Genomic DNA, 26,671 nt, shown 5'->3' on the forward strand with positions numbered 1-26,671 from the left:
TACACCGAACTTGCCGCGCCGCACCCGCCAACCCAAAGCACTTCATAAACGCCTCCAAGGCAGCGTATGACGCCGCCGGTCAGCTTTCGATAATCGCCTCCGACATCCAGTCCACGTTGCGGAGCGCGTCATGCACAACAATAAGAATTTCAAGCATCGTTACTTGCCTGCCTTGATTGCCAGCCTGTCGACCCTGGGTTTGGCCCCGATGGCCGAGGCCGAGATCATGCTGTACGACAAGGACCAGACGACCTTTTCCACGGACGGCTACATCAACGCCTTCTACGTGAACAGTGACGTCGACCGCGCCGGCGACCAATACGACCGTCGACAGTCGCGCGTGAAGATGGGGTTCCTGCCCAACTACCTGGGCTTCAACATGGGCAAGCAGGTCGATGATTTGAAGCTCGGCGCGCGTGCTTCATTCTGGGTGACCATCAACGACAGCGAGACCAACGGCACCGACACCGCCATCGACGTGCGGCAGTTCTACGGCACGGTGGCCAACCCCGAGTGGGGCGAAGTGCTGATCGGCAAGGACTTCGGTCTGTTTGCGCGCTCCAACATTCTGCTGGATGAACTGCTCGCCGGTTATGGCCAGGTCAGCGATACGCTCGGCCTGGTGGATGGCGGCGGCGTGTCGTTCGGCAACATCGGCACCGGTTATCCGTACCCGTTTCCCACCTCACAGATCACCTACCGCACGCCGGTGATGGACGGCTTGCGGGTGGCGGTAGGGATCATGGACCCGGTCGACACCAACGATAGCAGCCCGACCGGTAAGGCCTACCAGGAAAACCCGCGCACCGAGAGCGAGATCACCTACCAGTTCGACCTCGCCGGGGCGAAGATTTATAGCTGGGTCAACGGTAGCTACCAGACCTCGGACAATACCGATGCAAGCGTTGAGTCCGTGACCTCCAAAGGTGTCGGTTACGGCGTGCAGGCGAAGATGGGCGGTTTGTCGCTCACCGGCTCGGGCTTCCAGGCGAAGGGCATCAACCCGTTCTACACCAACAACGCCGGCGAACCGACGTTGCGCAACATCGACAGCGACGGCTATTTGCTGCAGGGCTCGTACAAGCTGGGCAAGAACCGCCTGGCCTTGTCCTATGGCAAGACCAAGGACGATGGCAACGGCGCGGTCGGTAGCGGCGCAGACTACGAAACCCGGGGCGTCGCGCTGTTTCATGACGTCAACGACAACCTCAAACTGGTCGCCGAGTACAACCAGTTCGAAATCAACGGCCACGACACCGATGCGCAGAATGAAGACACCGATACGTTCGCGGTGGGGGCGGTGCTGACCTGGTAACACCCAAACAACTCAGGCCCCTGTAGCAGCCTCGCAGGCTCGGCAGCTGCTACACGTTGCGATGGCGTTCAGGTCGCTCTCATCCCATCGAAGTGCCTACCCGCTACCCAAGTAGCATAGGTCGCGCTACCCGGCCTTCGTACACTCGAACCTCATACACGCGCACCTGCGGGAGGCGACAATGCAGCAGGTCGGGAATGAAGGTGTGGTCAGTGCGATGTCCCAGGCCACCGATGCGCAACAGGTTGCCCAGGAGCTGGCGCGACAGCTGTTGCACCCGCATTTGGGCTTTGTGCTGTTTTTCTGTTCCGCCGAGTACGACCTCCAGGCGCTGGGGCAGGCATTGCAACAGAGCTTCGGCGGCATTCGCCTGGTGGGCTGCACCAGTGCCGGGGAAATCACGCCGCTGGGCTACGGGCGCAATTGCGTCACGGCGGTGGGTTTCGATCACCGGCATTTTTCCATCGACGCCGAACTGATCGACGAGATGGAGCACTTCAGCCTGATCGACGCTCAGCAGATGGTCGAACGGCTGGTCAGCGGCTGTCGCAGCAACACCCTGGCGCCGATCAAGGGCAACAGCTTCGCCCTGACCTTGCTCGACGGCTTGTCCAGCCGCGAAGAAATGGTCCTCGGCGCCCTGAGTGCAGCGTTGGGTGACATCCCGCATTTCGGTGGTTCGGCCGGTGACGACAACTACCTGACCCACACCCACGTCTACTTCGGGGGCGAATTTCACAGCGGTGCGGCGGTGGTGGTGCTGGTCAACACCTGGCTGGACTTTGAAGTCTTCACCACCCACCACATTTTGCCCCGAGCCGAAAAACTCGTGGTGACAGGGGCCGACAGTGCATCCCGTCGGGTCTTCGAGCTCAACGCCGAACCCGCCGCCGAGGAGTACGCACGGCACATCGGTGTCCCCGTCGCCGAACTGGATCATCGGGTATTCGCGGCGCACCCGTTGGCGGTGCGGATCAACGATCAGTACTACGTACGGGCGATCCAGCAGGTTCATCCGGACTTGAGCCTGAGTTTTTACTGCGCAGTGGAAAACGGCATCGTCCTTACCGTCATGGCGCCGGGTCCGATGCTGCCCAACCTGCAAAACCTGTTCGAAGGCTTGCACGAGCGACTCGGTGATCTGCTACTGACCCTCGGTTGCGATTGTTTTCTGCGGCGCATGGAGCTGGAGAACAGCGGCAATCTGGAACACGTCGGCGCGTTTTTGCGCGACCAGCGGGTGATGGGTTTCAACACCTACGGAGAACAGTTCAATGGCATGCACATCAACCAGACCTTCACCGGCGTTGCCATTGCCCGGGGCCGATCCCCTGGACACCGTTGAGCTCCAGGCCCAACTCGCCAGCCTGCAACGTGAAAATCACAAACTCCAACGCATCAACAGTGCGCTGATCGAGCGCATCGAATCGGGCGCCACCCGCGGCAATGACCCCTACGCGGCGTTCCAGCATTCGGTGGTGCTCGCCGAACAGGTGCGCGAGCGCACCGATGCGTTGAACCAGGCCATGGCGGAACTCAAGTCCGGCAATCACCTGCTCAGCGAAGCGCGGCTGCGGGCGGAGACGGCCCATCAGCATTTGATCGACGCCATCGAAAGCATTTCCGACGCGTTTGTGTTGTTCGATGCCGATCAGCGAATCGTCTTGTTCAACAGCCGCTTCAAGGCGTTCTGGGGCAACAGCCGGGTGCGCATCAATGCCGGCATGCGTCTGGCCGAAGTCAAACGCTTGATGAGTGCCACCGGTTTGTTCACCGAAGAGCCTCGCGGGCATGCCGACGAAAACCTGCTCTATCGCCTGCAAGACGGGCGCTGGCTGCAAGTCAGTGAACGGCCGACCCAGGAGGGTGGGCGGGTGATCCTGTTCACTGACATTACCGACGTCAAACTCAGCGAAACGATGCGTCGCGAACAAGCCGTGGCGCAGAAATCCCACTTGCTGCAACGGGCAGTCGACAACCTGTCCCAGGGCGTGGCAATGGTCAACGCTGACGGCGTGCTGGAACTGTGGAACCGGCGGTTCCTTGAACTCAGCGGCCTGGCGCCAGTGGCCGCCCACCGCCCATTTGCCGAGGTGATCGCCGACAGCGAATTGCACCTGCTGACACCGGCCAGTCGCGACATCAACGGCCGCCCGGTGCAGGAGTGCGAGCAGCGTCTTTACGATGGCCGGGTGCTGGAAATTCGCACCCATCCATTGCCCACCGGGGGCTTCGTCAACACCTTCACCGACATCACCGAGCGCTATCAGCACGCCGAAGCGCTGAGCGAAAGCGAGCGCTGGATTCGCCTGATTACCGACCACGTTCCAGCTTTGATCGCCTACCTGAATGCCGACCTGGTCTATGAATTCACCAATAAAGTCTACGAACAATGGTACTGCTGGCCACGGGGCGTGATGCTCGGCCAGAGCCTGCGCGAAGTGCACAGCGAACAGCATTACCAACGCCTGGAAGCCTACGTCGCCAGGGCGCTGGCGGGTGAAAGCGTGACGTTCGAATTCGCCGAAACCAACATCAACAATCAGGAGCGCTACATGCTGCGCTCCTACGTGCCCAATCGCCTGGCCACCGGAGAGGTGGTGGGGATTTTCGTGTTGATCCGTGACATCACCGAGCGCCGTCGCACCGCCGAGGCATTGCATCAGGCGTATCAGAATCTCGAGCTTCGGGTGCGGGAACGCACGGCGGAACTGACCACCCTCAACGACCAGCTGCTGCGGGAAATCGACGAGCGCCGGCGGGTCGAGTCGCGTTTGCGCGAAGCGAAACTGGAAGCCGAGCAGGCCAACCTGTCAAAGACCAAGTTTCTCGCCGCCGTCAGCCACGACCTGCTGCAACCGCTGAACGCGGCGCGGTTGTTTACCAGTGCATTGCTGGAGCGCCGGGAGCCGATGGCCAACGAAATCCTGGTGCGCAACGTCAGCAACTCGCTTGAGGACGTGGAAAACCTGTTGGGCACACTGGTGGACATTTCAAAGCTCGATGCCGGGGTGATCAAAGCCGACATTGCGCCGTTCGCCCTCAGCGAGCTCCTGGAAAACCTGGCCGCCGAATACACCCAGGTCGCCCTCAGTGAGGGGCTGGAACTGCATTTCGTTGGCTGCTCGGCGCTGGTGCGCAGTGACATCCAGTTGCTCGCCAGGATCTTGCGCAACCTGCTGAGCAACGCCATTCGCTACACCTACAGCGGGCGAGTGGTGCTGGGCTGCCGGCGTCATCACCAGCGCCTGTCGATCGAGGTGTGGGACAGCGGGATGGGCATTGCGGAAAATCGGCTGGAAGAGATTTTTCAGGAGTTCAAGCGCGGTGACGTGCAACGGCCGGATCAGGACCGTGGCCTGGGTTTGGGCCTGGCGATAGTGGAAAAAATTGCCGGGATTCTCGGGCATCGCATCCACGTGCGCTCGTGGCCGGGCAGGGGCTCGATGTTTTCCGTCGAGGTGCCGCTGAGCGCCACCGCGCCAAAAGCGCTGCCCAGTCTGTTGATGAGTGAGCCGATGCTGGAGCGTCTGCGTGGCGCGCGAGTGTGGGTGCTGGATAACGACGCGGCCATTTGCGCCGGCATGCGCACGTTACTGGAGGGCTGGGGCTGTGTGGTGGTGACGGCATTGTCGGAACAGGACCTGGCACGCCAGGTGGACAACTACCATGCCCAGGCGGATTTGCTGATTGCCGACTATCACCTGGATGACGACCAGAATGGCGTCGACGCCGTGGCCCGAATCAATGCCCGACGGGCCAGCGCGATACCGGCAATGATGATCACCGCCAACTACAGCAACGAGCTGAAACTGCAGATCCGTGAACTGGGCCATACGCTGATGCACAAACCGGTCCGGCCGATGAAGCTGAAGACGGCGATGAGTCATTTGCTCGGCAGGCCTTGATTTCTGCGGTGCTTTGGCCGGCGTCATCGCTAGCAGGCTAGCTCCCACACTGGATCTTGGTCGTGCACAAACTCTGCGTTCAATGCCGATCAATGTGGGGAGAGGGCGATGAGTCATTTGTTCTGCGAAAACCGATAACCTGTGGCGAGGGAGCTTGCTCCCGCTCGGCTGCGAAGCAGTCGTAAACCCTGACAACTTGGTTTTCCTGATACACCGCATTGACTGAATTCACGACTGCTTCGCAGCCGAGCGGGAGCAAGCTCCCTCGCCACAGGGTTGGTATCGGGGCCGGAGGACGCCCTCAACGCCGCAGATAGGACCCGAAATCAATATCCCCGGCACTCAGAATAGCCTGCACCCGGTTGTGCACATTCAGTTTGCGCAGGATCGCCGAGACGTGGGCCTTGACCGTGGTTTCGGCGATTTCCAGGGTGTAGGCGATCTGTTTGTTCGATTCGCCCTTGGTCATGCGCTCCAGCACCAGCAGCTGCTTGCGGGTCAACGCCTGCAGCAGTTCTGGCGCAAAGCTCGGGTTGTCGTTCATCCGGCGGTGCGTACCGCTTTTCTGCGTACGGATGATGTCCGGCGGCAGGTAGACGTTGCCATTGAGGATTTGCTGGATGGCTTCGGTCATCTGCACCCGCGGCGAGGATTTGGTGATGAACCCCACGGCGCCATAGGTGATGGCTTGCAGCACGATCTGTTTGTCCTGCTCGGCCGAGACGATCACCACGGGAATGGTCGGTGCCTCGTTGCGCAGGTTGATCAGGCCGTTGAGGCCGTGCATGCCGGGCATGTTCAGGTCGAGCAGGATCAGGTCCAGGTCATCGTGATCCTGGGTCAGCAGCAGGGCGCTATCCAGGTCGGCAGTTTCCATCACTTCGCTGCCGGGAAATCCGTCGCTGATGACGTTATGAATGGCTTCGCGAAACAGCGGGTGATCGTCGGCAATCAGAATTTTGTACATGGCCTTTCACCTCATTATTTTCATTATGGTGTGGCAACAACACGCAAGCGTAAAGGTCAGGGAAAGGGTTCGGGCTGGGCGGCCATCACGGGCAGGTTCGCCGCTTGCCAGGCATCCAGGCCGTCGCGGTACCAATACAGTGTCTTATAGCCCATTGCGGCGGCGCGTTTTACCGCGTTCCAGCTCAGCCAGCAATCGGAGCGGCAATAGAAGACCAGCGGTTGCGCCAGATCGCCTGCGGTCAGTGCCGTCAGGTGGCGCGCGAAATAGCCCGCCCATTCGGCGCTCAAGTCGCCGTCGCCGGTGTTCGCCAGCCAGTGGCTACCGGGTACATTTTCGTGGGGCTGATCTTCGATAAAACGCCCCTGCAGCCATTGGCGGCGGTAGACGTCGATCAATACCGGGCGAGGGGTTTGCTTGAGCAATGCTTGCAGGGCCGTGGTGTCAATGATGGCGGCGCCATCCAGTTGATTCGGTGTCGGGCTGCGGTAAAGCGCGATGCGATAACCGTCGGAGGAGAACAGCGCCGTTTCGGCGTGTGCAACGCCCAGCAGCAGGCTCAGGGACAGCGCGGCAAGAGTGGGACGCAGAAGGCAACGTCGGGCACGCAGCATGGGGTTCAATCCTTATAGTTATGAACCCATTACATGCCAGTTGCGGTGCGTTGGGAATGCGACGATAGACAGGTAAACCAGTACTAAAGTAGTAAATGCCCGAACTCTCCCTCCCTGTTGATAGGACTGTAGGAGCTGTGTAGGAGCTGTCGAGTGAAACGAGGCTGCGATCTTTTGACGTTGGCTTTTAAAAGCAAGATCAAAAGATCGCAGCCTCGTTTCACTCGACAGCTCCTACAGTCGTACCGTCCTACTGTGTGGGGTCAGGTGGCTTTGCGCAGGGCCGCATGCTGCGGGTTGAAGGTGAGGACCGCGAGCAGGGCGAACACCAGGGTCAATCCTGCGCACACGCCCAAGGCCAGCGGATTGAACCGTTCATACAACGCAAACCGCACCAGCTCCACCGCATGGGTGAACGGATTCAACGCACACAACCAGTACAACCACTCGCTCGAGTCACGCATTTTCCACAGCGGGTACAACGCCGACGACAGGAAAAACAGCGGGAAAATCACAAAATTCATCACCCCGGCAAAGTTCTCCAGCTGGCGGATGGCGTTCGACAGCAACAGCCCCAGCGCACTGAGCATCAGGGCCACCAGCAACAGCGCCGGCAAGGCAACCAACAAGCCCATGGGCGGCGGTTGCACGCCATACGCCCAGGCGATGGCCAGGAAGGCATACACCTGCAGCAGCGAAATCAGCGACGTCGCCAGCAGTTTGCTGCAGAGCAAAAACGTCCGGGGCAGGGGGCTGGTCAGCAGCACGCGCATGCTGCCCATTTCCCGGTCATAGACCATCGACAGCGAACCCTGCATGCCGTTGAACAGCAGAATCATGCAAGCGAGCCCCGGGATGATGTACACCTCGTAGGGAATGTAGGTGTCGTAGGGCTCGATGATCGCGATCCCCAATGCGGCACGAAAACCGGCGGCGAACACCAGCAACCACAGCAACGGTCGCACCAATGCACTGAGGAACCGCGTACGTTGCAGCACGAAGCGCAACCACTCACGCAGCACGATGCCGCTGAAACACTGCCAGTAAGCATTCATCGAACGGCGGCTCCTGAAGGTGAAGATGTGGTGAGGCGCGCGAAGGCTGAACCGAGATCGCCGCCATGTTCCAGGCTCAAGGCATCGGCCTGGCCGCTGGCGACCAATCGCCCTTGATGAAGGATCAGCAAGTCATCGCTGGGCTGCACTTCGTCGAGCAAGTGCGTGGTCCAGAGCACGCTGATGCGTTGCTCGCAACAAAGGCTGCGGATGTGTCGATTGAGTGCCAGGCGGCTGGCCGGGTCGAGGCCGACACTGGCTTCGTCGAGCAGCAGCAGACGCGGCTCATGCAGCAAGGCGCGGGCGATTTCCACCCGGCGGCGATGGCCGCCATTGAGTTCGCGCACCCGTTCGCGACGACGGTCGGTCAACGCCTGTCGCGCCAGTTCAGCATCCACCCGCAGACCGGTCTGGCGCCGTGACAGGCCATGCAGCGCGGCGTGATAGCGCAGGTTCTGTTCAACGCTGAGGTCCAGGTCCAGGGTGCTTTGCTGAAACACCACGCCCAGCTGTTTGAGCGCCGGGCGCGGCGTATTGCGCAGTGAACAGCCGCCCACCAGAATCTCGCCCCGTTGCAGATCGTAAAGCCGCGTGAGCAGTGCAATCAGCGTCGATTTGCCCGCGCCGTTAGGCCCCAGCAGTGCCGCGAAACGCCCCGGCGCCAGGCTGAAACTCACCTGGCGCAACGCTTCCCGTGCACCGTAGGCAAAGCTCAGGTCGCTGACCTCCAGCGCGTTCATGGCGTGACCACCACGCCCCATGGATAACGCCCGACCTTGACCGATTTGGTGACCTTGAGGCTGTCGACATCAATCACCGACACATCGCCGCTGACGCCATTGGTGGCCAGCAATTGCTTCTGATCCGGGGTGAACGCCATCTGCCAGACGCGCTTGCCCACCAGCAGGTAATCCAGAATCTCGAAGGTCTTGGCGTCGATGACGGCCACATGGTTGGCCGGGCCGAGGGCGACGAAACCGTACTTGCCGTCGGCGCTCAGCTTGATACCCACCGGTTGCACCTTGTCCGGGTGCACACCCTTGATCTGGAAGGTCAGGGTCTTGAGGATCTGGCGGGTCGCGACATCCAGCACCGTGACCGTGCCACCAATCTCCGCCGAGGCCCACAACTGAGAGCCATCCGGCGCGAACTCGACGAAACGCGGGCGTTGGTCCACCAGGGTGCTGTCCGCCAGCGTCTGGGTACTGGTATCGATCCAGTGCAGCATGTTCGTGGTTTCGCTGGTGTTGACGGCCCACTTGCCGTCCGGGCTGACTGCCATGCCTTCGGGTTCGACGCCGACATTGATCTGGCTCAGCACCTTGGAGGTTTCAGTGTCGATCACGGTGACCAGTGCATCGTCTTCGTTGGAGACGTACAGCCAGCGGTTGTTGGGGTGCAGGGCGAATTGCTCGGGGTCTTTGCCGGAGGGCAGCTCCTTGATGATCTTGCGCGTGGCCACGTCCATTACCTGGACCCGGTCCGAGTCGCTGGCGCAGATGTACAGCAGCTTGCTGTCGTGGGACAGCAACAGGCCACGGGGTCGTTGCCCGACGGGCAGGGTATCGGTGACTTGCAGGGTCTGCATGTCGATCAGGCTCAGGCTGTTGTCCTTCTCGTTGGAGACCCAGGCGGTGCTGGCCGCGGCGTGCCCGGCGGCGAGCAACAGGGCGCATGAAAGCAGGGTGCGGCGCATGGCGGATTCCTTATTGTTTTTGGAGGTTTGAATCAGGGAAAGCGGCAGCTGACCTCAGGCTTGTCGTAGCCGAGGCTGTCCATTTCGTTGAAGGGGTGCAGGAAACCGTCCTGGGGCGACGTGCTGACCAGGGCCCGGGGCTGCACGATCGGAATCGGTTGACGCAACTGGCCGTTCCACGGGCGATAACTGAGCTTGCGACCCTTGAAGCCGTCCAGCGGTAGTTGATCGCTGATTTCCAACGTACGGATCGCCATCGGATCGGCCTGACGCAGTTTGCTCACGGCGCTGGCGATGCTGCGCACGGCGATCCAGGCGGCGAAATCGCGGTCATTCATCCAGCGTCCGGCCAGGGCTTCAAAGCGTTTCTGCAACTGCGCGGCGCCATAGGTTTCCACGGTCTTGTGCCAACCCACCGGGGTCAAGCCCTGTGTGCCGGCGACCGGGCGCGGAAACCATGTCTGGTAGGGCACGTACTCGCCAAAGTCACCGCGCTCATCGGCCACCAGCACTACGTCGTACTCGGCGGTCTGGGTGAACAGCGGCATATCGGCCTGGGCGCTGCGGCGTTGATCGTTATCGAAACTCCAGGCTTTCTCCGCCACCAGTTTCAGGCCGAAACGCTTGGCCGCGCGTCGCAGGGCGGCGGCGTAGGCTTGATCATCGGCGGTCGGGCCGACGATCAGCAGCGCTCGCTGCCATTTGCGCACCACGAGCAATTGCGCCAGCGCATCGGCCAGCATTGCCCGGCTCGGCAGGCTGTGCAGCACGTTTGGCAGGCAATCGGTGGTGCGCAACGTGTCATCGGCGCTACCGGCGTTGAACAGCAAGCTGTCGGGCAGGGCGGCACTGAGTTGGCGCAGGGTGTCGGCCGGGGCATTCACCACGAACAGCCTGACACCCTGTTCATGCTGAACCCTGGCAGCGTCGATCAGGGCCTGGGGATGGTCGACGCTGGCGCTGAGCAGGCTGTAATGCTGATTGAGAAAACGTCCGGTGCTGTTGCTGTCGGTGATCGCCAGCTCGGCACCGCGCAGTCCGGCATCGGCGGGCTCGGGGATGACATTCGACAGCAGCGGTCCAGGGTCGGGGCGGTAACCCAGGTAGCCGATCTGCACCTGCAACGGCGCATCGGCCGCCTGACTTTGGGTCGCCAGCCCGGCGGCACAAGCGATCGCCAGCAGGTAGAACAGGGCGTAAGGGGCAAGCTGGCGCATAGGACACTCCATTCCGGGTAGCGCCAGCATAGGAACCCGGTGGGTGATAGGAAATATGCAGAAAGTACCAGTCAGCCAGTACCAAGGTAGTAACTTGCCCTGGGCGGCGCCGACTTAGGATGGAAAGAAGGATGGACAGCAGCATCGTCAACAACGGCCATTACTCAAAGGAGATCGACCATGCGTATTCTCAAAGCGCTGCTCCTGCCGTTCCTGTTGATCCTGAGTCTGATCGGCGTCGACAAACTCCACGGCCCGCGTCCCGCGCCGTTGGCGGTCATGCCAGCGATACAGGGGCGCTAGGGATGTCGGCCCTGTGGCGGATCAACCTGTGGGTGTGCGGATTTTTCGCCTTGGTCACGCTGGCCTGCATGGGCTTGCTGGTGCATCAGGCGTTGGCGGATGTGGAGCGCGAGTTGCAATCCGCCGAAGCGGTGGTCGGGTACCTGAGTGAAACCGCCGAGCGTGACCCGGCCAGCCTGCAGCCCAGGCTGACGCGCAGCTTGCGTCATGTGCGGGTGCGCTGGCTGGCGCCCGGCGAAACGGCTCGTCTGTCAGAGCAGAACGGGATTGATGGCTGGCTTGGGCGGTTACTTTTCGCTGAGGCCCGGCACAATGCGCGGTTGCTGGATTTGAAGGACGGTCGGCGGGTGCAGATTGCCGTGGATCCCCGTGATGAAATCGACGAAGTCTGGGATTCCCTGCAGCAATTGCTGGCGTTGTGCGGGCTGGCGTTGTTGCTTAGCCTGTTGACCATTCGCTGGGCCGTACGCCGGGGAATGGGGCTGCTCGATGAGCTGCTGCGTGCGTTGCAGCAGGTCTCGGGCGGCCAGCTCAACGTGCGATTGCGTGCTGAAGGCGTGCCGGAAGCGCGGCAACTGGCAAGCCATTTCAACCACATGACCCAGGCGCTGGAACACGCCCGTGCCGATAACGCTCATTTGACCCGGACCCTGCTCGCGGTGCAGGAGCAGGAGCGCACGCATCTGGCGCAAACCCTGCACGATGATCTGGGCCAGTACCTGGCAGGTATTCGCGCCCAGGCCTGTTTGCTGCGACTGGTGGCGGATCAGCCGGCGACGGTGGAGCGCACCGTGCGCGATCTGGAACACAACTGCGAACACCTGCAACAGGGATTTCGTGCGCTGGTGCATGACCTGTACCCGGTGATGCTGCAGCATTTGTCGTTGGCCGAGGCCTTTGGTTTGCTGGTGGAGCAATGGCAGATGCGCCAAGGCATCGAGTGCCAGTTGCGGGTCGGCCTGCAGTTGCCAGCGCTGACCACATCGGACAAAACCCACCTCTATCGCCTGCTCCAGGAAGCCCTGACCAACATCGCACGCCACGCCGACGCCAGTCAGGTGCGGATTCGCCTGCAACATCGTGGCGGGCGTTTGCGCTTGCTGGTTCGGGATAACGGGCGAGGAGCACAGCAGCCGCCACAGCCTGGTGTGGGCTTGTACTCGATGCAGGAGCGCGCCCGCAGCCTGGGCGGCGAGTTGCGGGTTTTCAGTCGTCCCGGCGCTGGTTGGGCGTTGGCTTTGAACATGCCGTTGGAGGTGTCATGAATATTTTGCTGGTCGATGACCATGCGGTGGTCCGTCAGGGCTACGCCAGTCTGTTGCGGGCCTTGCTGCCCGCCATGGAAGTGCGTGAAGCGGCGACGGGGGAGGACGCATTGATCCGCGTGCAGGAAGCCGTGCCGAACCTGGTGATCATGGATTTCGGCTTGCCGGGCATCAGCGGACTGGAAACCACCCGGCGCTTGCGTCAGCGCCTGCCGCAACTGCGGGTGCTGTTTTTCAGCATGCACGATGAGTTGCCGTTAGTGCGCCAGGCGCTGGACGCGGGGGCGTCGGGCTACCTGACGAAAAGCTCGGCACCCGACGTGTTGATCGAGGCGGTACGGCGCATCCTGGCCGGCCACGCTTACATCGAACAGCCCTTGGCCACTCAACTCGCGTGTCACCCGCAACAGGACGCCAGCGACCCGCGCTTGCAGAGCATGACCCAGCGCGAGCTGGAGATTTTCGTGATGCTCGCCAAAGGCACGCCGGCACGGATGATTGCTGAACAACTGAGTATCAGCGGCAAGACCGTCTCCAATCACCTGACCTTGCTGAAGAGCAAATTGCAGGTCAGCTCCCACGCGGAGTTGGTGCATTTGGGGATTGATATGGGGGTGGTGAGAAAGGCGGGTTGAACCCTGTGCGATTCTATCGCGCCCTGGTCATTCTGTAGCAGCTGCCGAGCCTGCGAGGCTGCGTTCGAATGCGCAGCATTCGCCGTTCTTTTTGCGAGTGCTGTGCATTCGAACGCAGCCTCGCAGGCTCGGCAGCTGCTACAGGGATTTGTTGTAGGGATCAGATTGTTCACTTATCCCAAGTCGTCGGGCAACCGGTGCAGCCCTCCATGTTCGCATCCTGGAAATTCGCGTAATGCTGACGCGAACCGGTCAGGTTGGCCTGCTCCAGATTGCTTTCACCAAACTTGGCCTCCTGCAGGTTGGCATCGCTCAGGTTGGCGCCCTTGAGGTCGGCCTTGCTCAGCCAGGTCATCTCCAGGTCGGCGGCGCGCAGGTTGGCGTTGTGCAGTCTGGCGCCGGAGAGGCGGGCGAATTGCAGGTAGGCGGCGCTGAGGTTGGCGTCCTGGAACTGCGCGCCTTGGGCAAACAGTCCCCAGCCCTGAATCGCCATCAACGTGGCACCGGTGAGATCCGCCAGCCGCAGATTGCTCTGTTGCAGGCTGGCGCGCGTCAGGTTGGCGCCTTGCAGCTGGGCTTTTTCCAGGTTGGCGAGGTCGAGTCGGGCATGGCGCAGATCGGCACCGCGCAAGTCCGCGCCGCTGAGGTTCATGTTGCGCAAGTCCTGATTACGCAGGTTCGCGCCTTTGAGATCGGCGCCGGGGCACTGGCTATGATCAGCGATGGTGCAACCGTTGATGATGAGCGGCGCGTCGTCGCCGTCGTTGGCGTGTGCCAGGAAGCAGGTCAGCAGAAGAAACAGGGGTGCGTATTTCATGACGGGGTTCTCGAGTGGGGTAGCCGAGTGGACGCGGAGCGTCCGAGGCTGCATTCCCACGCGCAGCGTGGGAATGATCAGAGGGTGAGGGCCTACTTCTGCGCCGTCTTGCTATCCCAACTCGGGATCTTGAACACCCAGAACGACCCGCCCTGAGCTACCGGTTTCGTCAGCTCGGCCATGTCGCCACCCCACAACGGCACCGCGCCGCCGTAGCCCACAGTCACGCCGACGTACTGCTCACCATCCTGTTCCCAGGTGATCGGCGGCGAGACGATGCCGCTACCGGTCTGGAACTTCCACAATTCCTCACCGGTTTTCGCGTCGAAGGCCTTGAAGAAACCGTCACCGGTCCCGGTGAACACCAGGTTGCCCTTGGTCGCCAGCACGCCGGCCCACAATGGCAACGCTTCCTTGTGCTCCCACACCACCTTGCCGGTAGTCGGGTTCATGGCGCGCAGGGTGCCGACGTGATCGTCGTACATGCGCTTGATGCGGAAACCCATGCCCAGGTAAGCCGAGCCTTTCTTGTAGCTGACCTCTTCGGTCCAGTACTCCTCCTTCCACTGGTTGCCCGGAATGTAGAACAGCCCGGTGTCCTGGCTGTACGCCATCGGGTTCCAGTTTTTGCCGCCGAGGAACGGTGGCGACACTTCCACGGATTTACCCTTGGTTTCGCCCGGCAATGGCTTGGCCGGACGCTGGCCTTCGTTCTCTACCGGCCTGCCTGTCTTCAGGTCGATGTGGCTGGCCCAGGTGATGTTGTCGACGAAGGGGAAGGCGTTCTGCAATTTGCCGTTGTTGCGGTCGACCACATAGAAGAAACCGTTGCGGTCCGCGTGGCCGGTCGCCTTGACCGTTTTGCCGTCCTTGTCCTTGTAGTCGAACAGCACCAGTTCGTTGTTGCCGGAGAAGTCCCAGGCATCGTTCGGGGTGTGCTGGTAGAACCATTTCACCTCGCCGGTGCTCGGGTCGACGCCAACCTGGCCAGAGGTGTAGAGGCTGTCGTAGTCGTGGGGATTGCCGTCCTTGGACGTGCGCGCCCAAGTGTTCCATGGGCCAGGGTTGCCGGCACCGACAATGATGGTGTTGGTTTCCGGATCGAAACTCGCGCTCTGCCAAGGCGCGCCGCCACCGTGGCTCCAGGCTTCGACCTTGCCGGTTTCGGTGGTCGGGTCGTTCGGCCACGACGGCGCCTTGACGTCGCCGGTGGTGGTGCTGTCCTTGCCGTTCAGACGGCCCATGTGACCCTCGACGAAAGGCCGCATCCAGACTTCTTCGCCGGTGTCCGGGTCGCGGGCAAACAGCTGGCCGACAACGCCGAACTCATCACCGGAACTGCCGTGGATCAACAGCACCTTGCCGCTGGTTTTGTCTTTGATCAGCACCGGGGCGCCGGTCATGGTGTAGCCCGCCGCGTGGTCGCCGAATTTCTTGTTCCAGACGACTTTGCCGGTGTTCTTGTCCAGCGCGATCAGCCGCGCATCGAGGGTGCCGAAGTAGATCTTGTCGCCATAGATAGCCGCACCGCGGTTGACCACATCGCAGCACGGACGAATGTTGTCCGGCAGGCGATGGTTGTAGGTCCACAGGCGCTTGCCGGTCTTCGCGTCGAGGGCGAACACCCGGGAATAGGAACCGGTGACATACACCACGCCGTCGCTGACGATGGCCTGGGATTCCTGGCCACGCTGTTTTTCATCGCCGAACGAATAGGACCAGGCCGGCGTGAGCTTGAACACGTTCTTGTCATTGACCTGGGCCAGCGGGCTCCAGCGCTGGGCGTTGGTGCCCATGCCGTATTGCAGCACGTCTTTGGTGGTCAGGTGATCGTTGGCAATGTCTTCCCACGTCACATTGCGGGTGGGGGTGGCCGGAGCAGTGGCGGCATGACTGGCAGTGCTCAACGACAGGCTGCTCACCAGCAAAAAGGCTTGCACGGCAAGGGTCAAAGGGGAAAGGGCGGGTAGCGATCTTATTGTCATGGTTGCAGTTCCCAGTGGAGGTTTTGGCCTGCACAGGGTGGTGCTCCCGGCATGTTGCCGGATACGGAAAAAGTCCCGCTGTTGCCGGGAAAACTTCCCAAGTAGGACCTGATTTGGGTGTGCGCCACAGGCCTTACTACCAAGGGACTAGAAAGCGGCCACCAAAGCAGCATGGGGCTGGCGCAATGCGCTTCCTAAGATGGTTGCCATAGCCTCTGCCAAGAGGTTTTGCGTGCAATCCTGAGGGCATAACAATGACAACAAAACACAACGCCTTGCTAATTGCCGGCTTACTGGCTGGCGTGATCAGCGCAGGCTCCGTCTGGGCACATGGCAACGTCGTACCGCAAGCGGTGGAAACCCAGGGCCTGACCCCGGTCAAGGATGCCGGCGTACAGGTCGATGCCGATGGCTGGGCAGCGGTGAACCCGTATCGCAGCTCCCCGCAGCACGATAAGGCCGTGGAAATCGGCTCTTCAGCCTACAACCAGAACTGCGCCGCTTGCCATGGCCTGGAAGCCAAGTCGGGCGGCATCGCTCCGGATTTGCGCATGCTTGACGTCGGTGACGCCGGGGATGAGTGGTTCGTCGAGCGCGTGCGCCACGGCGCGGTGCGTGACGGGCGGGTGTACATGCCGAAAATGGCGGATTACCTGAGCCAGGAAGCCTTGTGGGCGGTGCGCACTTACCTGGACACGGTCCACGTCGAGGAGTAATCCATGCGCCTGCTCGCGGTATTGATCAGTGCGCTGTTGCTGTGCTGCCAGACGGCGCAGGCGCAAGTGCGAACCTATGACGAAATGATCGCCGCCGGGGAGCTGAAAGTCGCCGTCTACAAGGACTTCGCCCCCTACAGTTTCGAAGACGCCGGCCAGGCGCGAGGCGTGGACGTCGAACTTGCCGAGGCGCTCGCCAAAGCCCTAGGCGTGCACCTGACACTGATCTGGGCACCGGCGGGAGAGAAGCTTGACGACGACCTGCGCGATTACATCTGGCGCGCCAGTCAGCTGCACGATCTGCAACTGGCCGACATGATGATGCGCGTCCCGTACGATCAGGATTACGCCCGCAAACGCAACGATCTGGGCGAACTGGAAAACGCTCACGTGGTGATGTTCGGGCCTTACCAGACCGAACAATGGCAAGTCGCTTATGACCGTCGTCGACTGGACAAAGTCGGCAGTGTCGCCGTGTTTGAACAGCATCCCATCGGCGTCGAAGTCGACAGCGTGCCGTCGTTCTACCTGACCTCTGTGTTCAACGGCATGCTCGCCGCTAAAACCCGCCACTATCCCGGTGTGCCCCAGGCTTTTGCGGGGATGAAGGCAGGCGAAGTCGATGCGGTAATGGCGATGCGTGGCGAGATTGACTGGCAAGTCCACGAAGCGGCCGATCCGCAGGTGGCGCTGGCGGAAAACGCCTACCCGAACATGGGCAAGCAACGCTGGGAGATCGGCATGGCGGTGCACGAAAGCAACCGGCAGCTGGCGTATGCCGTGGAAGAGGCGCTGGAAGGCCTGATTCGCGACGGCTCGGTCAAATCCCTGTATGCCCGTTACGGCCTGCGTTATGACGTGCCGGAGATGTACCAACAGTGAACTGGCGAGCGAGTTGCCTGTTAGCCGTCTGGTTGCCGATCGCGGCACACGCGGCGGACATCGACCCCGGCAAAGACCCGGTGCCGTCCGTGATGTGGGCGTTCTACCACAAGCAGATGCTGGGCGATGCGCCGTTCGTGTTCGATGACCGGGTCAAGCTGCTGGCACCACCGTTCGCCGAGGACGCGCGGCAAGTCCCCCTGGAAATCGACGCCAGGGCTTTCAAGGGCGACGTGGTGAAAATCCTCGCCTGGGCCGAACTCAATCCCTTGCCCAAAATCGTCGATTTCCAGCCTGTGACCGGCGTGCTGCCCTGGCTGTCGATCCGTATTCGCATTGAACAGGCCACGCCTTTGCGCGCGGCGGTGCTGACCCGGGATGGCCTGTGGCATGTGGGTTCGACCCTGATCGATGCGGCGGGCGGCGGCTGCACCGCACCGAGTGTGGTGCGCACGCAGCCGGGTTGGGAGGAGCACATCGGCGAAGTCCTTGGCGGCCGGTATCCCCGTGGCGAATTCAGTCGCGTGCGCGTGCAGGTGGCGCATCCGATGGACAACGGCATGGTCAGCGGCATCCCGGAATTCTTTATCAATCACGCCGAGCTGAGGGACCAGAACGATCAGGTGCTGGCCCGTCTCGAGCTGTTTCCCGCCGTCAGCGAAAACCCCAACCTGACCTTCGACATCGAAGGGGCAGGGCAGACGCGCCTGTTGCTGCGTGACAACAGCGGCAATGAGTTCGATGCGGCCATACCCTGACCCAAGGAGCGCGCGATGCGCTGGATGCTGTTGTTGTTCATCGGTTTGAGCTGGCCGGCACTGGCCGATCTTGAGTATTCGCTCAAACCCAGGCTCATCGCCCCGGACACCTGGTTGCTGGAAGGCAGCACCGACAATTTCGCCAAGGCCAATGGCGGCAACATCGTCAACACCGCGTTCATTGTCACCGAACGCGGCGTGGTGGTGATCGACACCGGGCCCTCGAAGCGCTACGGCGAAGCCATGCGCAAGGTCATTGCCGCGACCACCGACAAGCCGGTGATCGAGGTGTGGCTGACCCACCATCACCCTGACCATGTGCTGGGCAATCAGGCCTTCAGTGATGTGCCGATTGCCGCGTTGGCGGGCACTACCGAGTTGTTGCATCAGCAGGGTGATGCGATGGCCGAGAACATGTATCGACTCGTTGGCGACTGGATGCGCGGCACCGAAGTGGTGTTACCGACTCGGACGCTGGAGCCGGGTGTGAAAAGTTTTGGGAATCACGATTTACGCGTACTGAGCCTGGGTGGGCACACGGGCGCGGATCTGGCTATTCTCGACCAGCAAACCGGGGTGCTGTTTGCCGGTGATCTGGTGTTTTATCAACGGGCGCTGACCACGCCAAACTCTCCGGGGCTGGCGGTGTGGCTGGCAGACATCGCGACCTTGCAGGCGTTGCCCTGGACGCGGGTGGTGCCCGGTCATGGGCCGGTGGCCACGGATGCAAAACCCTTCGAGCAGATGCGCGATTACCTGTCCTGGCTCGATCAACTCCTGCGCGACGGCGCCGCCCAGGGCAGCGACATGTCCGAGATGATCCGCAGCCCCATTCCCGAGCGTTTCGCGGGCATCAATCTGAGCCGCTACGAGCTGATCCGCAGCGTCAGCCATCTGTATCCGCGCTATGAGCGCGCGCAGATGAGCCGAGTCGATTCCACTGCGGGCAAATAACCCGCTCTGCCGACGCAACCCTTTACCCCACTGCCAACACGTCCCCTGTAGCAGCTGCCGAGCCTGCGAGGCTGCGTTCGGATGCGAAGCATTCGCCAGCCATTTTGCGAGCGCTGCGCACTCGAACGCAGCCTCGCAGGCTCGGCAGCTGCTACAGGGGCGGTGTACGGCTGCTGCTACAGGGGACGTGTATGTCCGGGTTTGGTCTCATCCGACCCGGTACTAAGGGACTAGCAATCTCAGCACTGCGGGCAATTGTTGCCAGGGCGGCGGCGCCCAAGAATCTGCACCTGACCGGGAAAATTTCCCGGGTATAACAAAAATCGCAGAGGTAGCCGTCATGACCCAACCCGCACGTCGCCAACCCTTCATCTTGAGCGTTCTGTTCAGTGCCATGCTGCTGTCCGGCCAGGCGCTGGCGGGCGTTACCGACCAGGACATCCTCCAGGACCCTAAAAACCCGGACCAGATTGTCACCAACGGTCTGGGCGTCCAGGGCCAGCGCTACAGCCCGCTGGACACGCTTAACGTCGATAACGTGAAGGAACTGCGGCCGGTCTGGGCGTTTTCCTTCGGCGGCGAGAAGCAGCGCGGTCAGCAAGCGCAGCCGATGATCAAGGACGGCGTGATGTACATGACCGGTTCCTACTCACGGGTCTTCGCTGTGGATGCGCGCACCGGCAAAAAACTCTGGCAATACGATGCACGCCTGCCCGATGACATCCGTCCATGCTGCGACGTGATCAACCGCGGCGTCGCGCTGTATGGCGACCTGGTGTTCTTCGGCACCCTCGACGCCAAGCTCGTGGCCCTGAACAAGGATACCGGCAAAGTCGTCTGGAGCAAGAAAGTCGCCGATCACAAAGAGGGCTACTCGATCAGCGCCGCACCGCTGGTGATCAACGGCAAGCTGATTACCGGCGTGGCCGGTGGCGAGTTCGGGGTGGTCGGCAAGATCGAAGCCTACGATCCGAAAAACGGCGACCTGCTGTGGTCCCGCCCTACGGTGGAAGGCCATATGGGCTACGTCTACAAAGATGGCAAAGCCATTGAAAACGGCATCTCTGGCGGCGAAGCGGGCAAGACCTGGCCCGGCGACCTCTGGAAAACCGGTGGTGCGGCCCCTTGGCTGGGCGGCTACTACGACCCGGAAACCAATCTGCTGTTGTTCGGCACCGGCAACCCGGCCCCGTGGAACTCGCACCTGCGTCCTGGCGACAACCTTTACTCGTCCTCGCGCCTGGCACTCAACCCCGACGACGGCACGATCAAATGGCACTTCCAGAGCACGCCTCACGACGGCTGGGACTATGACGGCGTCAACGAGCTGATCTCGTTCAACTACACCGAGGGTGGCAAGGAAATCAAAGCCGCCGCCACCGCTGACCGCAACGGTTTCTTCTACGTGCTGGACCGCACCAACGGCAAATTCATCCGCGGCTTCCCGTTCGTGGACAAGATCACCTGGGCCACCGGCCTGGATAAGGAAGGCCGGCCGATCTACAACGAAGCCAGCCGGCCGGGCGCGCCGGGTACTGAAGCCAAAGGCAGTTCGGTGTTCGTGGCGCCGGCGTTTCTGGGTGCGAAGAACTGGATGCCGATGGCGTACAACAGAGACACCGGGTTGTTCTACGTGCCGTCGAACGAATGGGGCATGGACATCTGGAACGAAGGCATTGCCTACAAGAAAGGCGCCGCGTTCCTTGGTGCCGGGTTCACCATCAAGCCATTGAACGAGGACTACATCGGTGTGCTGCGGGCCATTGACCCGAAAACCGGCAAGGAAGTCTGGCGCCACAAGAACTTCGCGCCGCTGTGGGGCGGGGTGCTGACCACCAAGGGCAACCTGGTGTTCACCGGAACGCCTGAAGGGTTCCTGCAAGCGTTCAACGCCAAGACGGGTGAGAAAGTCTGGGAATTCCAGACCGGCTCCGGCGTCCTCGGTTCGCCTGTGACCTGGGAAATGGACGGCGAGCAGTATGTGTCGGTGCTGTCCGGCTGGGGTGGCGCGGTGCCGTTATGGGGCGGCGAAGTGGCCAAGCGGATCAAGGACTTCAACCAGGGCGGGATGCTCTGGACGTTCAAATTGCCGAAAGACCTGGTTGCTAAACACTGACGCTGATTGCGCTGATCGTTGCTGATCGTTGCTGATCGTTCCCACGACTGTGTGTGGCGCTCGCTGACCTGTGGCGAGGGGATTCATCCCCGTTGGGCTGCGAAGCAGCCCCAAAACCTGCAACCCAGGTGTATCAGGTACGCCGTGTGTGATGGTTTTACGACTGCTGCGCAGCCGAACGGGGATGAATCCCCTCGCCACAAAGGCATTCACCCTGCCACACATGCGCGATGCCACTAGTACCGGATCGCACCGACGCTTTTTTCTACGACCAAATAACGAGAGTCCCCCTGCCAACGGCGCATTCGTCTGGCACGCGGGGCTCTCTACTATCGGTTCATCGCCTGTTTGCCCGACAGGCATCGACCCAGACTGAGGCCTAATCATGATCTACGCACAACCCGGAACCCCCGGCGCCGTCGTTTCCTTCAAACAGCGCTATGGCAACTTCATCGGCGGCGAGTTTGTCGCCCCGGTCAATGGCGAGTATTTCACCAACACGTCCCCCGTCACCGGTGAGGCGATCGCCGAGTTCCCTCGTTCCAGTGCTGCCGACATCGACAAAGCTCTCGATGCCGCCCACGCCGCTGCGGATGCCTGGGGCAAGACCTCGGCGCAGGACCGCTCTCTGGTGCTGCTGAAAATCGCCGACCGTATCGAACAGAACCTGGAAATCCTCGCCGTCACCGAAACCTGGGACAACGGCAAGGCCGTGCGCGAAACCCTGAACGCCGACGTGCCGCTGGCCGCTGACCATTTTCGCTATTTCGCCGGGTGCATCCGCGCACAGGAAGGCGGCGCCGCTGAAATCAATGAGCTGACCACCGCCTATCACTTCCACGAACCACTGGGCGTGGTCGGGCAGATCATCCCGTGGAACTTCCCGTTGTTGATGGCCGCCTGGAAACTCGCGCCGGCCCTGGCTGCCGGTAACTGCGTGGTGCTCAAGCCTGCCGAGCAGACGCCGCTGTCGATCATGGTCTTCGCGGAATTGATCGCCGATTTGCTGCCGGCCGGCGTATTGAACATCGTTCAGGGCTTCGGTCGCGAAGCCGGCGAGGCATTGGCCACCAGCAAACGCATCGCCAAGATTGCCTTCACCGGATCCACTCCGGTTGGCGCGCACATCATGCATTGCGCTGCCGAGAACATCATTCCAAGCACCGTCGAACTGGGCGGCAAGTCGCCGAACATCTTCTTCGAAGACATCATGAACGCCGAGCCGCAGTTCATCGAGAAAGCCGCTGAAGGTCTGGTGCTGGCGTTCTTCAACCAGGGCGAGGTGTGCACCTGCCCGTCACGCGCGCTGGTTCAGGAGTCGATCTACGAACCGTTCATGGCCGAGGTGATGAAGAAAATCGTCAAGATCAAACGCGGCAACCCGCTGGACACCGAAACCATGGTCGGCGCCCAGGCGTCCGAGCAGCAATATGACAAGATCCTCTCGTACCTGAAAATCGCTCAGGAGGAGGGTGCCGAATTGTTGACCGGCGGCGCGGCCGAGCGTCTGGAGGGTGACTTGTCGACGGGTTATTACATCCAGCCGACTCTGCTCAAGGGGCACAACAAGATGCGTGTGTTCCAGGAAGAAATTTTCGGCCCGGTGGTGGGTGTGACCACGTTCAAGGACGAAGCCGAGGCACTGGCGATCGCTAACGACAGCGAGTTCGGCCTGGGTGCGGGCCTCTGGACCCGCGACATCAACCGCGCGTATCGCATGGGCCGGGCGATCAAGGCCGGACGGGTATGGACCAACTGCTATCACCTGTACCCGGCGCACGCCGCATTCGGTGGCTACAAGAAATCCGGTGTCGGTCGTGAAAACCACAAAATGATGCTCGACCATTATCAGCAGACCAAAAACCTGCTGGTGAGCTACGACATCAATCCGTTGGGGTTCTTCTAACCCGGCACTGGACACTAGTTCACTGAAGCTACACAACCCCTGTAGGAGCTGCCGCAGGCTGCGATCTTTTGATCTTGAAACTCAAAATCAAAAGATCGCAGCCTGCGGCAGCTCCTACAGGGGTTTGTGTGTGTTTCGTGTGTCCGTTTACCCCCTACCAACGCACCCGCGACTTCGTTCGAAAGTAGCATTCGGCCGCCTGGCCCGCCGTGCATTAATGGCTCTACCGGAATTGCCCGGAACAAGAAGAGGATTGACCCATGTGGAATAAACCCGCGTTTACCGATCTGCGCATTGGCTTCGAAGTGACGATGTATTTCGCCAATCGTTGATTGTCCACCCGGCCAGCCGTTGTGTTGGCCGGGCCTGCCTTCTGGAGCATTGCTCATGCACATCCGTGTTCTTGGTTCCGCCGCCGGTGGTGGTTTTCCGCAGTGGAACTGCAACTGCCGCCAATGCACCGGCGTGCGCAACGCCAGCCTGCGCGCGCAGCGAAGGACGCAGTCGTCCATTGCCCTGAGCGACAACGGTGTGGATTGGGTGCTGTGCAATGCTTCACCGGATATTCGCGCGCAGCTTGAAAGCTTCGCGCCGCTGCAACCGGCTCGTCGATTGCGCGATACGGCGATTGCCGGGATCGTGCTGATGGACAGCCAGATCGACCATTGCACCGGCCTGCTGAGCCTGCGCGAAGGCTGCCCGCATTCGGTGTATTGCACCGAGCGCGTGCATGAAGACCTGAGCAGTGGTTTTCCGTTGTTCACCATGCTCAAGCACTGGAACGGCGGCTTGCAGTGGCACCCCATAGCCCTGGACCGTGAACCCTTCAGTATCGCGGCCTGCAAGCACTTGCAGTTTCGCGCGATTCCACTGACCAGCAACGCACCACCGTATTCGCCGAATCGCGGCAATCCGCAACCAGGCGACACCATCGGTCTGTTCATCGAGGACCTGCGCAGCGGCGCCTCTGTGTTCTATGCGCCGGGCCTGGGGCAGGTCGATGAGGAAGTGCTGGGCTGGATGCAGCAAGCCGATTGCCTGTTGCTGGACGGCACCTTGTGGCGCGATGACGAGATGCGCGTGTGTGAAGTCGGGCAGAGCCTCGGCAGTGAGATGGGCCATCTGGCGCAGAGCGGGCCGGGTGGCATGCTCGAGTTGCTGGAGGCTTACCCGCGCCAACGCAAGGTGCTGATCCACATCAACAACACCAATCCGATCCTCGATGAAGACTCGGCGGAGCGCGCGCTCCTGGATCGGCGCGGGATTGAAGTGGCCTATGACGGCATGAGTATTGAGTTGTAGCGGCTGGTCCCATCGCGAGCAGGCTCACTCCCACAGGGATTTTCGGTTTACCCAACACTGCGATGTACCCAAAACCTGTAGGAGTGAGCCTGCTCGCGATGAGGCCGGTCCAGCCGCCGCAATGCCGATAAGGAGAACAAAATGACCACCCTGGCAATGACCCCCACCGAATTCGAGCAGGCCCTGCGTGCCAAAGGCGCCTACTACCACATCCACCATCCCTTCCATCAAGCCATGTACGCCGGCCGCGCGACCCGCGAGCAGATCCAGGGCTGGGTCGCCAACCGCTTCTATTACCAGGTCAACATCCCCCTGAAGGACGCCGCGATTCTCGCCAATTGCCCCGACCGCGACGTGCGCCGCGAATGGCTGCAACGCATCCTCGACCATGACGGCGTTCCCGGCAGCGAGGGTGGCATCGAAGCCTGGTTGCGGCTGGGCGAGGCGGTAGGACTCGATCGCGAGCAGATACTCTCTCAGGAATTGGTGCTGCCAGGTGTGCGTTTCGCCGTGGACGCCTATGTCAACTTCGCCCGTCGTGCCTGTTGGCAGGAAGCGGCCAGCAGCTCCCTGACCGAGTTGTTCGCGCCGCAGATCCATCAGTCTCGGCTCGACGCCTGGCCGACCCATTACCCGTGGATCGATGTGGCCGGCTATGACTATTTTCGGACACGTCTGGGTCAGGCGCGGCGGGATGTCGAGCACGGATTGCGCATCACTCTGGCGCATTACGTGACCGCCGAAGGTCAGCAACGCATGCTGGAGATCCTGCAATTCAAGCTCGATGTGCTGTGGAGCATGCTCGACGCCATGAGCATGGCCTACGAGCTTGAGCGCCCGCCGTATCACACCGTGACAACGCAGCACGTCTGGCACCGGGGGATTGCCTTGTGAACGGGATCAGCGCGCAGCCCGGACCACCGCTGTGGCTGTTGGCCGAACTGACCTATCGCTGCCCGTTGCAATGCCCGTATTGCTCGAACCCGCTGGACTTTGCCCAACAGGGTGCCGAATTGACCACCGAAGAATGGATTCGCGTGTTCCGTGAAGCACGGGAAATGGGCGCCGCACAGTTGGGGTTCTCCGGCGGCGAACCACTGGTTCGCCAAGACCTGGCGGAGTTGATCAAAGCCGCGCGGGACATGGGCTACTACACCAACCTGATCACCTCGGGCATCGGCTTGACCGAGCGGAAAGTACGTGATTTCAAGGTCGCCGGTCTCGACCACATCCAGATCAGCTTTCAGGCCGCGGACGAAACGGTCAATAACATGCTGGCCGGCTCGCGCAAGGCCTTCGCGCAGAAGATGGCCATGGCGCGGGCGGTGAAAGACCAGGGTTACCCGATGGTGCTGAATTTCGTCACCCATCGGCATAACATTGACCAGATCGCGCAGATCATCGAGCTGTGCCTGGAGCTAGGGGCGGATTTCGTTGAGTTGGCGACGTGTCAGTTCTACGGCTGGGCCGAGCTCAATCGCGTCGGCCTGCTGCCGACCCGCGAACAGTTGCAACGCGCCGAACGCATCACCAACGAGTACCGTGAGCGCCTTGAAGCCCAGGGTCACCCGTGCAAGCTGATCTTCGTCACCCCGGACTATTACGAAGAGCGCCCCAAGACCTGCATGAACGGCTGGGCCAACCTGTTTCTCGACATCACCCCGGACGGTACCGCGCTGCCCTGCCACAGCGCCCGACAACTGCCGGTTGAATTTCCCAACGTGCGCGAGCACAGCATTGAATACATCTGGACCGAGTCTTTCGGCTTCAACCGCTTTCGCGGTGATGAGTGGATGAAGGAGCCGTGCCGTTCCTGTGATGAAAAACACAAGGACCTGGGCGGGTGCCGATGCCAGGCGTTCATGCTCACGGGCGATGCGGAAAATGCCGATCCGGTGTGCAGCAAGTCCGAGCATCACGGCGTCATCCTCAAGGCCCGCGATGAAGCGGATGCACCGGGGCAGGGCATGGAACACCTGACCTTGCGCAACGAAAAGGCGTCGCGGCTGATCTACCGCGGGTGATTTGTGTACATGGAACCCTGTGGGAGTGAGCCTGTGTGGCGGGGGGATTTATCCCCGTTCGGCTGCGAAGCAGTCGTAAAGCTTTTTTAGGGCCGCTTCGCAGCCCAACGGGGATAAATCCCCTCGCCACAAAGGCTCTAACCGAGGCTCTAACCGAGGCTCCCACATTGGATCTCCAATGGATTAACAATCGAGCAGCGCTCCAGGCTCGGACCGCCACACGCTACCCATTGGTC

The 26,671-nt window shown here is 61.3% G+C and carries 24 protein-coding genes; 16 read left to right on the forward strand and 8 right to left on the reverse strand.

Translation table 11 applies throughout. From position 1 onward, the window contains the following. The first annotated feature begins 130 nt into the window (after nt 1-130). From AC3ZVB_RS16950 to nahK, 3 genes are all read left to right on the forward strand, one after another. Nucleotides 131-1,315 (forward strand): porin, encoded by a 1,185-nt coding sequence (locus tag AC3ZVB_RS16950; protein WP_490147211.1) that lies wholly within the window; start codon nt 131-133, stop codon nt 1,313-1,315. Between the two features lie 181 nt (nt 1,316-1,496). Next, complete coding sequence (gene nosP, locus AC3ZVB_RS16955) at nt 1,497-2,660, forward strand: nitric oxide-sensing protein NosP (RefSeq protein ID WP_490147212.1); 1,164 nt, start codon at nt 1,497-1,499, stop codon at nt 2,658-2,660. Beyond that, nucleotides 2,590-5,223 carry a hybrid sensor histidine kinase/response regulator NahK/ErcS' gene (gene nahK, locus AC3ZVB_RS16960; RefSeq protein WP_490147213.1) on the forward strand — a complete coding sequence of 878 codons (2,634 nt, stop codon included), beginning with the start codon at nt 2,590-2,592 and terminating at the stop codon, nt 5,221-5,223. Before nosP ends, nahK begins: the two co-directional genes overlap by 71 nt. 301 nt (nt 5,224-5,524) lie before the next feature. Here nahK and AC3ZVB_RS16965 read toward each other — a convergent pair whose 3' ends face one another. From AC3ZVB_RS16965 to AC3ZVB_RS16990, 6 genes are all read right to left on the reverse strand, one after another. Further along, the gene (locus AC3ZVB_RS16965) at nt 5,525-6,190 is read right to left on the reverse strand and encodes a response regulator (RefSeq protein WP_162439985.1); all 666 of its coding nucleotides are present in this window, start codon (nt 6,188-6,190) and stop codon (nt 5,525-5,527) included. Nucleotides 6,191-6,246: 56 nt separating this feature from the next. Further along, entirely contained in the window at nt 6,247-6,804 is a 558-nt protein-coding gene (locus AC3ZVB_RS16970; protein ID WP_162439986.1) for a PQQ-dependent catabolism-associated CXXCW motif protein, read from the reverse strand. A gap of 263 nt (nt 6,805-7,067) precedes the next feature. Continuing rightward, a complete protein-coding gene (locus AC3ZVB_RS16975) occupies nt 7,068-7,859 on the reverse strand; it encodes an ABC transporter permease (RefSeq protein ID WP_490147214.1) in 792 nt (263 codons plus the stop codon). Continuing rightward, nucleotides 7,856-8,599 (reverse strand): ABC transporter ATP-binding protein, encoded by a 744-nt coding sequence (locus AC3ZVB_RS16980; RefSeq protein ID WP_490147215.1) that lies wholly within the window; start codon nt 8,597-8,599, stop codon nt 7,856-7,858. Before AC3ZVB_RS16980 ends, AC3ZVB_RS16975 begins: the two co-directional genes overlap by 4 nt. After that, the gene (locus tag AC3ZVB_RS16985) at nt 8,596-9,555 is read right to left on the reverse strand and encodes a YVTN family beta-propeller repeat protein (RefSeq protein ID WP_490147216.1); all 960 of its coding nucleotides are present in this window, start codon (nt 9,553-9,555) and stop codon (nt 8,596-8,598) included. Before AC3ZVB_RS16985 ends, AC3ZVB_RS16980 begins: the two co-directional genes overlap by 4 nt. Nucleotides 9,556-9,587: 32 nt before the next feature. Beyond that, nucleotides 9,588-10,772 (reverse strand): ABC transporter substrate-binding protein, encoded by a 1,185-nt coding sequence (locus AC3ZVB_RS16990; RefSeq protein ID WP_490147217.1) that lies wholly within the window; start codon nt 10,770-10,772, stop codon nt 9,588-9,590. 180 nt (nt 10,773-10,952) lie between these two features. On the opposite strand from AC3ZVB_RS16990, the gene AC3ZVB_RS16995 reads away from it, so the two are divergent. From AC3ZVB_RS16995 to AC3ZVB_RS17005, 3 genes are read left to right on the forward strand one after another with little or no spacing between them, the layout of a single operon-like run. Next, entirely contained in the window at nt 10,953-11,075 is a 123-nt protein-coding gene (locus AC3ZVB_RS16995) for a hypothetical protein (RefSeq protein WP_490147218.1), read from the forward strand. Between the two features lie 2 nt (nt 11,076-11,077). Then, nucleotides 11,078-12,340 (forward strand): HAMP domain-containing sensor histidine kinase, encoded by a 1,263-nt coding sequence (locus AC3ZVB_RS17000; RefSeq protein WP_490147219.1) that lies wholly within the window; start codon nt 11,078-11,080, stop codon nt 12,338-12,340. Then, entirely contained in the window at nt 12,337-12,975 is a 639-nt protein-coding gene (locus tag AC3ZVB_RS17005; RefSeq protein ID WP_162440226.1) for a response regulator, read from the forward strand. The genes AC3ZVB_RS17000 and AC3ZVB_RS17005 overlap by 4 nt, the downstream gene beginning before the upstream one ends. 169 nt (nt 12,976-13,144) lie before the next feature. Here the strand turns inward: AC3ZVB_RS17005 and AC3ZVB_RS17010 are convergent, their stop codons facing one another. After that, the gene (locus tag AC3ZVB_RS17010) at nt 13,145-13,792 is read right to left on the reverse strand and encodes a pentapeptide repeat-containing protein (RefSeq protein ID WP_490147220.1); all 648 of its coding nucleotides are present in this window, start codon (nt 13,790-13,792) and stop codon (nt 13,145-13,147) included. 92 nt (nt 13,793-13,884) lie between these two features. Next, nucleotides 13,885-15,777: a quinoprotein ethanol dehydrogenase gene (gene exaA, locus AC3ZVB_RS17015; protein WP_162440228.1), complete on the reverse strand. Its 1,893-nt coding sequence runs from the start codon at nt 15,775-15,777 to the stop codon at nt 13,885-13,887. A 254-nt stretch (nt 15,778-16,031) separates the two neighbouring features. On the opposite strand from exaA, the gene pedF reads away from it, so the two are divergent. The 10 genes from pedF (at nt 16,032) to pqqE (ending at nt 26,435) form a co-directional block, all read left to right on the forward strand. Next, nucleotides 16,032-16,493 carry a cytochrome c-550 PedF gene (gene pedF, locus AC3ZVB_RS17020; RefSeq protein ID WP_162440229.1) on the forward strand — a complete coding sequence of 154 codons (462 nt, stop codon included), beginning with the start codon at nt 16,032-16,034 and terminating at the stop codon, nt 16,491-16,493. A gap of 3 nt (nt 16,494-16,496) precedes the next feature. Further along, entirely contained in the window at nt 16,497-17,375 is an 879-nt protein-coding gene (locus AC3ZVB_RS17025; protein WP_194693311.1) for a substrate-binding periplasmic protein, read from the forward strand. Then, the gene (locus tag AC3ZVB_RS17030) at nt 17,372-18,133 is read left to right on the forward strand and encodes a quinoprotein dehydrogenase-associated SoxYZ-like carrier (protein ID WP_162440231.1); all 762 of its coding nucleotides are present in this window, start codon (nt 17,372-17,374) and stop codon (nt 18,131-18,133) included. The genes AC3ZVB_RS17025 and AC3ZVB_RS17030 overlap by 4 nt, the downstream gene beginning before the upstream one ends. Before the next feature lie 15 nt (nt 18,134-18,148). Next, the gene (locus AC3ZVB_RS17035) at nt 18,149-19,087 is read left to right on the forward strand and encodes a quinoprotein relay system zinc metallohydrolase 1 (RefSeq protein WP_490147221.1); all 939 of its coding nucleotides are present in this window, start codon (nt 18,149-18,151) and stop codon (nt 19,085-19,087) included. 340 nt (nt 19,088-19,427) lie between these two features. Beyond that, nucleotides 19,428-21,203 carry a PQQ-dependent methanol/ethanol family dehydrogenase gene (locus AC3ZVB_RS17040; protein ID WP_490147222.1) on the forward strand — a complete coding sequence of 592 codons (1,776 nt, stop codon included), beginning with the start codon at nt 19,428-19,430 and terminating at the stop codon, nt 21,201-21,203. Nucleotides 21,204-21,588: 385 nt separating this feature from the next. Then, the gene (gene exaC / locus AC3ZVB_RS17045; protein ID WP_162440234.1) at nt 21,589-23,109 is read left to right on the forward strand and encodes an acetaldehyde dehydrogenase ExaC; all 1,521 of its coding nucleotides are present in this window, start codon (nt 21,589-21,591) and stop codon (nt 23,107-23,109) included. Between the two features lie 260 nt (nt 23,110-23,369). Continuing rightward, nucleotides 23,370-23,441: a pyrroloquinoline quinone precursor peptide PqqA gene (pqqA, locus tag AC3ZVB_RS17050; protein WP_010455123.1), complete on the forward strand. Its 72-nt coding sequence runs from the start codon at nt 23,370-23,372 to the stop codon at nt 23,439-23,441. A gap of 55 nt (nt 23,442-23,496) precedes the next feature. Then, complete coding sequence (gene pqqB / locus AC3ZVB_RS17055; protein WP_194693307.1) at nt 23,497-24,411, forward strand: pyrroloquinoline quinone biosynthesis protein PqqB; 915 nt, start codon at nt 23,497-23,499, stop codon at nt 24,409-24,411. Between the two features lie 141 nt (nt 24,412-24,552). After that, nucleotides 24,553-25,305, forward strand: coding sequence for a pyrroloquinoline-quinone synthase PqqC (gene pqqC, locus AC3ZVB_RS17060; protein WP_490147223.1), 753 nt, complete (start codon nt 24,553-24,555; stop codon nt 25,303-25,305). After that, nucleotides 25,302-26,435, forward strand: a complete 1,134-nt coding sequence (pqqE, locus tag AC3ZVB_RS17065; RefSeq protein ID WP_490147224.1) for a pyrroloquinoline quinone biosynthesis protein PqqE — start codon at nt 25,302-25,304, stop codon at nt 26,433-26,435. Before pqqC ends, pqqE begins: the two co-directional genes overlap by 4 nt. Nucleotides 26,436-26,671: the final 236 nt, after the last annotated feature.

Source organism: Pseudomonas sp. MDV22-iso1 (genome assembly GCF_058145095.1).